The organism is Butyrivibrio sp., assembly GCF_015056685.1.
Classification (GTDB): domain Bacteria; phylum Bacillota; class Clostridia; order Lachnospirales; family Lachnospiraceae; genus Butyrivibrio.
The window spans coordinates 1-13,522 of sequence record NZ_SVFW01000036.1 but is presented as its reverse complement, the minus strand read 5'-3'; the positions used below and the strand labels follow the sequence as shown (position 1 = coordinate 13,522).

The following is a 13,522-nucleotide window of genomic DNA, read 5'->3' as shown; positions in this document are numbered from 1 at the left end:
ATGAATAAACTTTTGGCACAGATAGCTAAATTTGGCGTTGTTGGAGTCATTGCCTTCATCATCGATTATGTAATTTACAGAATTTTTAACGTAGTATTTGAATCTACAGGTTTTAACAACGTATTTCCACAGTATTACCTGATCTCAGCGCTTCTTGGTTTTACAGTTTCAGTTGTAGCCAACTACATCCTCAGCTTTAAATTCGTATTTGAGAGAAAAGAGGATATGAGCAGGAAGAAAGAGTTCGTTATCTTCCTTGTTCTTAGTATCATCGGTCTTGGAATCAACGAGATATGTCTTTTCATCGGATTTGATGTGATCTATCTCAACTGGCCATGGCTTCAGAGCTTCATGAGCGCAGGCTTTGCCAAGGACGTATTCTTTAAATTTGGTGCAACCGGCGTAGTAATGGTTTATAATTTCATATCAAGAAAGATTTTCCTTGAAAAGAAATAACTTACTTGCGAAGAGAGGCTAAAGTTATGAGAATTAATTTTAATGTTCCACCATTTACCGGAAAAGAGTTCGATTATATAAAAGAGTGTGTAGAAGCTCAGAAGATATGCGGAGATGGCAAATACACAGCTCTTGATAATGAATGGATAGAGAAAAAGACAGGCGTAACAAAGGCACTTCTTACAACCTCCTGCACACATGCAACAGAGATGGCCGCAATTCTTGCGGGAATAAAAGAGGGTGATGAAGTTATCATGCCTTCATTTACTTTCGTTTCCACTGCCAATGCTTTTGCACTTCGTGGAGCTAAGATCATATTTGTGGACATCAGACCTGATACCATGAATATCGATGAGACCAAGATCGAGGCTGCCATCACAGAGAAAACAAGAGCAATCGTACCTGTACACTATGCAGGTGTTGGCTGTGAGATGGACACTATCATGGATATAGCAAAGCGCCACAACCTCCTTGTTATTGAGGATGCAGCTCAGGGCGTAATGTCTACATACAAGGGCAAGGCTCTTGGAGCTATCGGTGATTTTGGTAACTACAGCTTCCATGAGACCAAAAACTACAGCATGGGTGAAGGCGGTGCACTTCTTTTAAGAGATGAGACCTATGTTGACGATGCCATCATCATCAGAGAAAAGGGTACTAACCGTACACTTTACAAGCTTGGAAAGGTTGATAAATACAGCTGGATCGAGATTGGATCCTCATATCTTCCAAGTGATATGAATGCGGCATATCTATATGCTCAGCTTCAGCTTGCAGAAGAGATAAATAATAACAGACTTAAGTCATGGAACAGATATTATGACGCTTTCAGAGATATGGCTGAAAAGGGACTTATCGAGCTTCCTTATGTGCCTGCTGAGTGCGTTCACAATGCTCACATGTTCTATATCAAGTGTAAAGACTTTGAGGAGAGACAGGGACTTATCGATTACCTTAAATCCAATGATATTCTTCCTGCTTCTCACTATATTCCGCTCCACTCTTCCAAGGCAGGACTTCGCTTTAGTGAGTTCAGGGGAGAGGATAAATACACTACCAAAGAGAGCGAGAGACTCCTTCGCCTTCCTCTGTACTACAATCTTAAGGAAGAGGACCTTGATGAAGTTGTTATGAGGGTAAAGGAGTATTATAGATTTACTTAAATTTGGAGTCAGATTATGGGGAACACATCAAAAAGCTTAAATATAAAAGGGAGTGCAGCAGTTGCTTTCCTTGTTATGCTCTTTAATGCTATTGGTGGAGACTACTTTTTTGACTTAAATGATGACGTCCTTATGAAGGATATTCTCTCCGGCGCCTACACAGGCGTTCCGGAGGGACACAATATACAGATGCTGTATCCAATAAGCGCCCTGATCTCTGTACTTTACAGAATTTCAGGGGCTCTTGACTGGTACGGCATCTTTTTATGTTTACTTCAGGCTCTCTGCGTATTTATCATCACCTACAAGATCCTGGAGATATCTAAGGATAATAAGCTTTGGCTTATGTCACTTGCTTCGAGCATATTTTTGATGCTTGGAGTTGTCGGAGCACATTTCTTATTTGTGCAGTACACCTTCACCTGTGGATTTTTATCGGCAACGGCTGTTATTTTAATTTTTACCCACAGGGAAAAAGACAAAAATCTTTATCTGGCAGCAGTCCTCATAGCCATAGCATATCTTCTTCGCTCTGAGATGCTTCTTTTGACACTTCCGGTTGTAATGGTTGGAATACTGATAAAATGGGCACTTACAGGAAAAGAGTTCATGAATTACTTAAAGCTCCTTATTTCCATTGCCCTTATCATTGTTGCAAGCCAGGTTATCCACAAAGTGGCCTATTCATCCACTGACTGGAAGGACTTTACAGATCTTTTCAATGCAAGGACAGAGCTCTATGACTTCCAGTACATCCCTGATTATGCGGAGAATAAGGAGTTCTATGAGAGCATCGGCCTTTCCGAGAGCGAACAGCACCTCCTTGTGAACTACAATTTTGGACTTGATGATGAGATAAATGCGGATACGCTTTGGGCTGTGGCCGAATACGCAGATAAGCTTAAGACCGACGAAATTCCGCTTCCTGCCCAGCTGCGTCAGGCAGCAGGTAAGTACCTGTACAGATTAAGGCAGGTTTCCTGTCAAAAGAGCTTTGAATATCCTATGACAGATTTTCCCTGGAACGTAGTTGCGTTCATTTTGTATGTGGGAGTTCTCCTAATGTATCTTTTCCCTAAAAAGGAGAGAGAAAAGAAATCAGCGCTACTTGCAGTAGCCTTGATGGCCCTTTTATTTGCCTGCAGAACCACGCTCTGGCTCTATATTATCGTTAGAGGCAGGGACCCAATAAGGATAACCCATCCCCTTTACCTTATGGAAATTGTAGTTCTTTTGGGAATGCTGTATTTAAGGGCAGAAAAGAGCCTTAAGATAGCCTTGGGAACTTTGGCAGCTCTTATGATAGTTTCTCTTGTATCCATCCCTAATCAGGTTTTTGTCTTGAAATCCGAGATGGCATCCAGGGAAAAGATGCGCCAGCACTACGACGCGCTCTATGACTATTTTGCAGACAATAAAGATAACTTTTACTTTATAGATGTTTACACAAGCGTTTCCTGCGGCGAAGACATGGCAGAGGGCGAGACATTCTTTTCAGAAAAAATGTTCAAGAATGTTGATAATTCCTACGCCAACCATGATCTCATGGGAGGATGGGCGTCAAAGAGCCCTCTCACAGAAAAGAAATTTAAGGCCTTTGGCTTTGATTCCATGCAGGATGCGATACTTCTTGATAATGTGTATGTGGTTCAGAATAAGTCTGAGGATATAGAGTGGCTCACCGACTACTACACTGAAAAGGGGTATGATATTCAGATTACAAAAGTGGACATAGTGGCTGACGCCTTTGGAATCTATAAGGTTAGTCTGAATGATTGATGATAGTTATTAAGCGGTAGATATATTTGATACTTGATATAGTAACCTGAAAACTTATAAATACTTATGTGGAGGATTTATGTTAGTTGCTGGGGAAAAAGTGGCTCTTCGCCTTATGACAAGGGAAGATACTGACCTTATCGTCAAGTGGCGTAACAACCAAAGAGTCAGAGACAATTTTGTTTATCGGGAAAAGTTTACAAATGAGATCCACGAGAACTGGATAAAGACAAAGGTTGAGACCGGGGAAGTGGTTCAGCTTATCATTTGTGAGAAGAACAATGACAACAGGCCTGTAGGAAGTGTGTACTTCAGGGATATTGATAATACCGCCCACAGCGCAGAGTATGGTATATTTATTGGTGAGGATGATGCTATAGGAAAGGGTTATGGCAATGAGACAGCAGTTCTTGCAACAGAGTATGCAAGAAAAGAGCTTGGCCTTACAAAGCTTATCCTCAGGGTATTTACCTACAACGAAGCTGCGATAAAAAGCTATGAGCACGCAGGTTTTGTTAAGATAAAAGACCTCCCGCTGGTTGAATGCAGCGATGGAGAGAAAAGTGATATGATACTTATGGAGCAGAGAATATGAGCAAAAAATTGGTTAGTTTTGTGATTCCATGCTACAGATCAGAGCAGACTCTGGAATCAGTTATAAATGAAATAGACGAGACTATGGCAGGGATGGATTATGACTATGAGATCATCCTTGTTAATGACGGTTCTCCTGACAATACCTTGGGTAAGATCCAGGAAATAGCAGGCAAAAGAACTGATGAAAGAGTGTTTGGAATAACCTTTGCCAAGAACTTTGGCCAGCACGCAGCCCTGATGGCGGGCCTTAGGCATACAAAGGGCGATTTTGTCGTATGCCTTGATGATGACGGACAGACTCCTGCCAACGAAGTGGGCAAACTCCTTGCGGCCCTTGAAGGGGACGCAGATGCAGTCTATGCAAGATACGGCCACAAGCAGCACAATCTTTTCAGAAACTTTGGAACTGCCATGAATGAGTGGATGGCAAGCGTGATGCTTGGTAAGCCAAAAGATCTTTTTGTATCAAGCTATTTTGGTGTCAGAAGATTCGTTGTGGATGAGATGGTCAAGTATGAAAGCTCATACCCTTACGTTATCGGCCTTGTGCTCAGGACTACCAAGCACGTTGTAAACGTCGATGTCAATCACAGAAAAAGAGAAGTCGGAACCAGTGGATACACATTCGCAAAGCTTCTTGGATTGTGGATAAACGGCTTTACAGCATTTAGTATCAAACCTTTGCGTATTGCTACGATGTCTGGAACTATACTTGCATGCTTTGGATTTTTGTATGCTATTTATACAGTTATAAAGAAATTCGTAAATCCTAACGTTCCGGTTGGATTTTCTGCACTTATGAGCGCTATCATGTTCATTGGCGGAATGGTTATGCTCATGCTTGGTATGATAGGAGAGTACCTGGGAAGGGTTTACATCTCTCAGAATAAAAATCCTCAGTATGTCATAAGAGAGACAACTTCCCATAAACAGTAATGAAAAGATCAGTTTTTGGGGGCATTAAAGTGTACTTGGAAAAAAGAATGGGGAATGATAATAAAAATAAGATCAATTACAGAGCCTGGCTTATGTCAGGCTTATTTGGCATATTGACAGGTTTTTTCCTGGTAATAGGTTATCAGCTGGAAACACTTGATAAGGTGAATCTTTCTGACAGAAATGCCATGCTTACCATGGCCTGCCTTATGCTGGTCATTGCAATTGACACCAGATACGTATGGCGTAACTACGAGCAGGCCCACAGCGGTCAGAAACTTTTTGGCCTCTTTCCTTTAAAGAGCGCATCACCACTTGATACCTCAGATAAAAAGATATTTTTATCAAGGGAACACCTGTGTACCTGGGGCATTTTAGCAGCCCTTGGACTTGTGGTCCTTCTTGCAGAATTCCCCGGCTTTTTTGTCTACGATGCCCAGGAAGAGCTTAATGAAGTCCTTACAAGGACCTTCACGACTCATCACCCTCTTCTTCACGTACTGCTCCTTGGGGGCACAATAGCTCTTTTCCACAAGATCACAGGTTCCTGGAACCTTGGCATATTTGCATATATCTTTTTGCAGATGCTTGTAATCACCTGCACTCTGGCCTATGTCGTCACCTATATGCAAAAAAGAGGCATGGGGAAGAGAAGTCGCATTTTGTGGATAGTCTATTATGGAGTTTTCCCTACAATTGTCATGTATACATTATGCTCAAGTAAGGATGGGCTCTTTTCAGCTATGCTCCTTCTTATGACAGCTCTTTTGGTGCAGCTCTTAGAGAATCCTGAGGCGTTTCTCAATAATAAAAGTAAATGCGCGGCCTTTATAGCTGCAGCTGTTTTGATGCCCTGCTTTAGACATAACGGCTTTTACGCCTATCTTGTATTTATACCGTTTTTCCTTATCTATTTCAGAAAAAAGCTTTCAAAGGTACTAGTTACGGTAACTGTAACACCTGTTATCTTGTACCTCCTTATAAGTACTGCGCTTTCAGCAGCTCTAACAACAGCTACTCCTCATCATCAGGAAATGCTCACAGTGCCTATCATGCAGATGGCAAGGGTCTACACCTATGACAAAGACTCCATGACTAAAGAGGATATTACAACTCTTGAGTCCTATGTTCCTGAAGAGAATCTTGTAAAATACACCCCAAGAGTTTCTGACCTTGTGAAGGTTGGCTTTAATAATGAACTTTACGAGCAGAATAAGGCGGATTTCTGGAAGCTTTACTTCAAGCTCTTTAAGGCCCACCCTATGACCTACGTAAATGCCTGGCTTCTCACATCCTACGGATACTGGTATCCTCCGGCTAATATAAACGTCTACAAAGGAACCACAGTTTATACCTTTACCTACGATGAAAGCTCATACTTTGGCTATGAGGTAGAACTTCCCGGAGAGCGCCACAGCTTCATACCGCTCATTGATAAGTTTTACAGATACATATCCATCGGATCATTTCACACAGACCACAAGGTTCCAGCGCTTTTATTCTCACCAGGGCTGTTGATAATCATTTATTTGTATGTGCTTGCATACAGACTGTATAAAAGGGATTACAAGAACATACTGCCTTTCCTGCCTATATTGCTTGTTTGGCTTACGGTAATCCTCGGACCAACATATCTTGTACGCTACGTTGTAATCCTATGGTTTGCACTACCGTTATTGTTAGGCACTGGAAGTACACATATATGAACTTCCGTGACCAGTGTAACAAGAGTGTATGTGTAGTTTTGCTGTCTTGAAAAACGTCGGTACTTAGTCGGCGTTTTGTGACGACTTAGTACCGCTACGTTTTTCACGAAGTGGGAACGTCAGCAAAAATGCACATACACGTTGTCACACGTCCGCGTAGCCATAAATTTGATAAGCCAGGGCCTATATGGTATTATTAAACGATGGTGTTTTGTACCATTTTTGAGAAAAGGCTTAATAAATATGAGAAAAGTTATAGATAAAAAAACAGCATGCAGAGCCGTGGTATTATTGCTGGCTCTTTTGGCAGTGCTTAGTATATTCCCATTCAGAATCTGGACAAAGGTAGACAGCTTCACAGCTGGAGGTCAGCTTCTTAATGAGAGCGAATTCGTAAACACCGAGTATCACCTCTCCCAGCAGTTTGTCACTCAGTACGACAGGCTCAGCTCCATCCAGATCTATGTTACAGACGTGGAAAAAGGAAGATACATAAGCGCAACTCTCATGGATAAGTACTATGGAGAGCTCTTTTACGCTTATGTTGATACCAACAAGTTCCAGATTCCGGGTTATGTGACTATTCCTATCGAATACGATGTAGAGGTGGGCGAGGTTTATTACCTGTACCTTGATGGCTGCAGATCTAAATACAGCGTGGCCTACGAGAGTGTTGAGTCCGATTCTGCCTATGTTGGCGGAGTGTTCAGGGATGGAGTGGATGTTCCTGCCCGTCACCTTGCGGCAATTTACAACTACAGACTTCCGATTTCCAAGACTCTTTCACTTGAGCTTATTGCAGGGATCCTTGCTGTGGCCCTTATTCTGTGGGCAGCCATAGGATTATATTTCAGGAAAAGACCTGACAGGAATACCTTAGTTACTGTAAGGCAGGCACTAAAAGTAGTTGCTAATCCCATCATTGCACTCTTCTTTGGAAGCCTCATGATAATGGTGTTCCCCCTTAGAATATTTGACATGAGAGTTCTGGATATTGTCTTTTACGAGATTGGTCTCATGATCAGTGCAGGGATCGCCTTCTATGCAGTTAACCACAAGACTGTAAGGCATGAGGTTGGTATTTCATTTTGGGAAGGAATTGATTCCGGAAACAAGGTCAGATACATCCTCATGATGTTCTCAATGGCAATGTCCATCTGGTATGCCTGCGATTACATGAATGACCTTTACGATATTTACCACACTCTTTCTGAGAGAAGGATGCTCATCTGGCTTTTGATCTTTATGATCCTTACCCTCAGCTACAAAGAGCTTGTTAACATCGTCAATATCCTTTGGCTTATTGGCTCAGTTATTTACGGAGTTCATTACTACAATGCAAATGTTCTTGCAGACACGGAAAAAGAGTATGACCTCCACAATATGATCCTCAAGTACGGCATTATCATTGTAATCCTCGGAGGACTTCTTGTACTTAACCTTATAAGACTCCTTGTGGGCTTTGTTATGGATGTTTTGTCAAAAGACATTCAGAAAAAGAGCTCAGAATACAGGCTTTCACCCTATGGATTTTTGGTGCTTGTTTTCCTTGCATCAATTGTTATCATGAGAAATACCAGATGGTGGGGAGTGGCTCTTGCAGTTACTTTTACCTGTCTGTATATCAGATTGTCAGTTTGGAAAAACAGAGAAGACTTTATAAAGATCGTATCCGGCGGACTTATGATGAACTTTGCTATTTCACTTGTGTTTAGCCTGCTTCACCGCTATTTTGCAGGATACGTAAGCGGAAGATTTGGATTTCTTTTCCATACAGTTACTGTGACTGCTGAGTATTTCACATTCATGGGGGCTGTGGCAGCAGTTCTTTTGACAGCAAAGATAGTAGCCCTTCCAAACCACATCGGAATAAAGCAGGTCATAAAGACAGCCTGGAAAGAAATTGTGCTCTTTGGATGGATAGCATCCTACGCGATATTTACTGTATCAAGGACAGCTTACCTTGCCATGGGCGTTTGCATCTTACTTGTGCTCATTGTAACTGCGGCAAGATATAAAAAGCAGTTCTTTAGAATGCTCCTTGTTATGATAGTGTCAGTGATAGTGTGCTTCCCGGGGGCATTTACCCTTCAGAGGATAATCCCGGCCATGGTGGCAAGACCTGTTGTGTATGCAATTGACGACACTGACGAGTTCATAAGAGGCGGCGCAGCGTGGGATAGCCCTAACTTTATGTGCGTGGAGAGATTTGCAGGTCTTTTTGCAGGTAAGATTCTTGGAATATCTGTTGGCGACTATAATTATCCGGTGGATCTGTACAACTACGATCCCGTAACCGGTGACCCTTATCTTGATTACTATGGTAATGATTATGAGGGAAGCGATGAGCAGGAGCAGAAGTACGGCTTTGTAACAGACTATGATCCTGGCCAGCTTTTGGCCAGCGCTGCCATCACAAGGGCGGAACTTGGAATCCTGATGCTTACAGAAGAGGTCAATGAATACGTTGACTCTTCCAACATCATTGATGTCCTTTCAAACGGCCGAATCACTATATTCAGGTCCTATTTAAAAGAGCTGAATCTTACAGGACATGATGAGATGGGAGCAGAGCTTCCAAATGGTGAAATAGCAGTACATGCCCACAATACTTACATTCAGGTGGCATACGACCACGGAGTTATTGTCGGAGCTTTATTTATACTGTTCATAATTGGTGGAATTGTATGCGGAGCGGCATATTACAAGAGAGAGAAAAAAGAGCCTCTCGCCCTTATGCCCTTTGCTGTTGTCTTGGGCTTTGCCGTGGCAGGAATAAGTGAGTGGGTATTTATGTTCAGCAATCCTATGACACTTGCTCTTATGTTCGCAATTGCTCCATTATTATTTCAGAAAAAGGCAAAATAAAAATGCGCAAAGAAAAAGAACCCTTTAACTATCAAAAACTATATAGAAGAACAGGCCTTATTATCTACGATATCATAAGCGTTATCGTGGCAAGTTACGTGGCAATCCTAATAAGATATGAGTTCAGGATCGGTACTATACCTGATCACTTCCTTGATCCCGTAACTACCTTTTTGCCACTTAATATATTGATAACTTTGGCTGTGTTCTATTTCTTTAAGCTCTATGACAGCTTGTGGGCCTATGCTGGCGAAAGAGAGATGCAGAATCTCGTAATGGGCTGCGTACTTTCAGGTGTCATCAATGCCATCGGCCTTCAGTTCTTTAAATCAGAAGATCAGCCTGTTCCTCAGAGCTACTATTTTCTGTATACGTTTTTGCTCATAACACTTATCTTTATCAGCAGATTCTCCTACAGATTCTTAAGAGGACAAAAACACAGAGCTGAGAATAAGCACAACTCCAAGGCCGTTATGATCATCGGCGCAGGAGAAGCTGCCAATATCATCATAAAAGAGATTATTACCAGCAATTACTCCACAATGTCCATCAAGTGCATCATCGATGATGACACAGAGAAGTGGGGCAAATATATTCAGGGAATCAGAGTTGTAGGCGGAAGAGAGAGAATCGTTGAGTGCGCTGACCTCTACGACATCGATGAGATCATCGTGGCAATGCCATCAATCTCAAGGCAGGAGCTTAGGAAAATACTTGATATCTGTAAGAACACAGACTGTAAGCTCCGTTCGCTTCCCGGAATGTATCAGCTAGTTAACGGTGAAGTAAATGTATCAAGACTTCGTGACGTAGAAGTTGAGGACCTTCTTGGAAGAGACCCGATCGCAGTTGACCTTGATTCTATTGCAGGCTACGTAAGCGGCAAGACTGTCATGGTCACAGGTGGTGGCGGATCCATTGGTTCAGAGCTTTGCAGACAGATCGCCCAGCACTCACCAAAGAGACTTATCATTGTTGATATTTATGAGAACAACGCCTACGACATTCAGCAGGAGCTTAAGACAAAGTGCCCTGACCTTGATCTTGTTGTTCTTATTGCTTCAGTTAGAAATACACTTAGAATAAACACTATTTTTGAGCAGTACAAGCCTGATATCGTATATCACGCAGCAGCTCACAAGCATGTTCCTCTTATGGAGGACAGCCCGGGAGAGGCTATCAAGAATAACGTATTTGGTACCTGGAAGACAGCCATGGCAGCAGCAATGAACGGCACCAAGAAGTTCGTCCTTATCTCAACCGATAAGGCTGTTAACCCCACAAACGTCATGGGAGCCAGCAAAAGAATCTGCGAGATGATCGTACAGACCTTTAATAAGCACTATGACACAGAATTTGTTGCAGTTAGATTCGGTAACGTACTTGGTTCAAACGGCTCTGTTATCCCGCTCTTTAAAAAGCAGATCATGGCAGGGGGCCCTGTTACAGTAACAGACCCTAACATTATCAGATACTTCATGACTATATCCGAGGCAGTGTCTCTTGTGCTTCAGGCAGGAGCCTTTGCAAAGGGCGGAGAGATATTCGTTCTTGATATGGGTGAGCCTGTAAGGATCCTTGATCTTGCTGAGAACCTTATAAAGCTTTCAGGATTTAAGGTTGGCGAGGATATAAAGATTGAATTTACAGGACTTCGTCCCGGAGAAAAACTCTATGAAGAGATGCTTATGGACGAGGAAGGCCTTCAGGATACAGCAAATAAGATGATCCATATAGGAAAGCCAATCGAGCTGGACGAGATGAAGTTCTTTGCAGAGCTTGAGAGACTTCATAAGGCTGCAAGAGCTGAGTCACCGGACATTAAGTCACTTGTCCGCGAGATAGTAACAACCTATCATCCAACAGACAACGAAGATGACAAGACAGCAGAGCATATGGAAGCTCTTAAAAAGGCAGCAGAAAAAATAAACGAAGAGTAGAGCACTTGCTGAGGTTAGATATCATGGAAATAAAAAGATTTGAGAAAAAAATTTATCTTTCATCTCCTACAATGCACGGAGATGAGCTTAAGTACATGCAGGAAGCCTATGAGACCAACTGGATGTCAACTGTCGGAGCCAATATCAATGAGACTGAGAGACTTGTAGCAGAAAAGATCGGCTGCAAGGATGCTGTAGCTCTTTCCTGCGGAACAGCAGCCCTTCACCTTGCTATAAAACTTGCAGGTGAAAGACTTTACGGACAGCCAAAAGTTGGACACGGAAGCCTCGAGGGCAGAAAAGTCTTTTGTTCAGATATGACATTCGATGCAACAGTAAATCCTGTTGCTTATGAGGGCGGCGAAGCAGTATATATCGACACCGAAAGAGATACCTGGAACATGGACCCGGTTGCTCTTGCGAAAGCTTTTGAAATCTATCCCGAGGTAAAACTTGTAGTAATTGCCCATCTTTACGGAACTCCCGGCAAAGTAGATGAGATCAGAAAAGTCTGCGATGCACACGGAGCTCTTATAGTTGAGGATGCCGCAGAGTCTTTTGGTGCAACCTATAAGGGACAGCAGACAGGACTTTTTGGCGATTACAGCGTTATTTCTTTTAACGGTAATAAGATAATCACAGGTTCATCAGGCGGAATGTTCCTGACAAATAATGTAGATGATGCTCACAAGGTCCGCAAGTGGTCAACTCAGTCAAGAGAAGATGCGGCCTGGTATCAGCATGAGGAGCTTGGCTTTAACTACCGCATGAGTAACGTTATCGCAGGCGTAGTAAGAGGCCAGATGCCATACCTTGAGGAGCACATCGCTCAGAAGAAAGCAATCTATGAGAGATACAAAGAGGGCTTCAAAGACCTTCCTGTAACCATGAACCCATATGATGCTGAGAACAGTGAGCCTAATTTCTGGCTTTCATGTCTCCTTATAAATGAAGATGCAATGTGCAAACAGGTTCGTGGAGAAAAAGATGTTCTCTATATTTCAGAACCCGGAAAGAGCTGTCCTACAGAAATTCTGGAAGCAATCGCAGCTATAAATGCTGAGGGTCGTCCAATCTGGAAGCCTATGCACATGCAGCCAATCTACCGCATGAACGGCTTCGTTACACAGGCAGGAAACGGAAGAGCAAGAAGTAACGCATACATCAAAGAGACCGGCTTTGAGGATGTTGGAAGTGACATTTTTGAGAGAGGCCTTTGCCTTCCAAGTGATAACAAGATGACCCCTGAGCAGCAGGATGTGATCATCGAAGTTGTTAAGAGGTGTTTCAAATAAAGTGACCGTGGAAAAACTTACTCTTGTGTTACAGCGAGAGTTTGATAAATTGAATTGATCTTTGTTACGAATGCTTACGCCGGTGGCGTAAGCATTCTTTGGTTATTAGTTCATAATTTATAGAGCAAACCACATGATGATAAATATATGTGTTGGAAACGATACTTTTATTATAAGAAAAGCTTAGATTATGGCTCTGTACGCCACCATTGACTGAACCTGAGGGAAACGCCCTGGCCTTAGAGCCGACGGTGAGGATGATGGGAACAGTAATTAGATTCGCGCACCGTCGGATTCAGCATTGTAGCGTTCCCCTCAGAACCCGTCAACGGCAAGCACCTTCGGTGTGGCTAGATACCAGGGCCTCGGGCTCTGACTCCGAGAACAGTAGGGGATGAAGGCGCCTCGGACTCTGAATTCAGTGGCAGCAGAAGCGGCTAGTTTCTAGGGAACATGGGCTCGCAGCTTTCGCATGCCGCATGTGAAAGCAGGGCTAAAGGGAGTTTATATGTGTACACTATACAAGTAGCAGTTTAGGGAGCCCGAAAGCGTTACCTTTGGGCATATAGCTTGTTTTTAATAGCTCAGCCACCTGCAATCAAACAGGTTTTGGGTATATAGCCTGATTTCAGGCTTGCAGCCACCCCTCGTCATAGCTTTTATCGCAGATGACTGGGCATATACGGTAATTATCCGTCCACAGCCACATTATGTCCATATAATGGTGTAAATTGAAAAATTAATATAAAAGAGCCATGAATGCTCTATCCTGATTTAAAATG

At 42.7% G+C, this 13,522-nt stretch carries 9 protein-coding genes; all 9 read left to right on the top strand.

What is annotated here, in order from left to right; translation table 11 throughout:
- The 9 genes from E7303_RS12660 (at position 1) to E7303_RS12620 (ending at position 12,740) form a co-directional block, all read left to right on the top strand.
- Positions 1–456, top strand: coding sequence for a GtrA family protein (locus E7303_RS12660; RefSeq protein ID WP_292145700.1), 456 nt, complete (start codon positions 1–3; stop codon positions 454–456).
- A 26-nt stretch (positions 457–482) separates the two neighbouring features.
- Positions 483–1,619, top strand: a complete 1,137-nt coding sequence (gene rffA / locus E7303_RS12655) for a dTDP-4-amino-4,6-dideoxygalactose transaminase (RefSeq protein WP_292145699.1) — start codon at positions 483–485, stop codon at positions 1,617–1,619.
- A 15-nt stretch (positions 1,620–1,634) separates the two neighbouring features.
- Positions 1,635–3,398, top strand: a complete 1,764-nt coding sequence (locus E7303_RS12650; protein ID WP_292145698.1) for a hypothetical protein — start codon at positions 1,635–1,637, stop codon at positions 3,396–3,398.
- A 79-nt stretch (positions 3,399–3,477) separates the two neighbouring features.
- A complete protein-coding gene (locus tag E7303_RS12645; RefSeq protein ID WP_292145695.1) occupies positions 3,478–3,993 on the top strand; it encodes a GNAT family N-acetyltransferase in 516 nt (171 codons plus the stop codon).
- Positions 3,990–4,931 carry a glycosyltransferase family 2 protein gene (locus E7303_RS12640; protein WP_292145693.1) on the top strand — a complete coding sequence of 314 codons (942 nt, stop codon included), beginning with the start codon at positions 3,990–3,992 and terminating at the stop codon, positions 4,929–4,931. Before E7303_RS12645 ends, E7303_RS12640 begins: the two co-directional genes overlap by 4 nt.
- A gap of 47 nt (positions 4,932–4,978) precedes the next feature.
- On the top strand, positions 4,979–6,637 hold the full coding sequence (locus E7303_RS12635; RefSeq protein WP_292145692.1) for a DUF6020 family protein: 1,659 nt from the start codon (positions 4,979–4,981) through the stop codon (positions 6,635–6,637).
- Positions 6,638–6,880: 243 nt separating this feature from the next.
- Positions 6,881–9,505, top strand: coding sequence for an O-antigen ligase family protein (locus E7303_RS12630; protein ID WP_292145691.1), 2,625 nt, complete (start codon positions 6,881–6,883; stop codon positions 9,503–9,505).
- A gap of 2 nt (positions 9,506–9,507) precedes the next feature.
- Positions 9,508–11,445 carry a polysaccharide biosynthesis protein gene (locus tag E7303_RS12625; protein WP_292145690.1) on the top strand — a complete coding sequence of 646 codons (1,938 nt, stop codon included), beginning with the start codon at positions 9,508–9,510 and terminating at the stop codon, positions 11,443–11,445.
- A gap of 23 nt (positions 11,446–11,468) precedes the next feature.
- Entirely contained in the window at positions 11,469–12,740 is a 1,272-nt protein-coding gene (locus E7303_RS12620; protein WP_292145689.1) for a DegT/DnrJ/EryC1/StrS family aminotransferase, read from the top strand.
- Positions 12,741–13,522 lie beyond the last annotated feature (782 nt).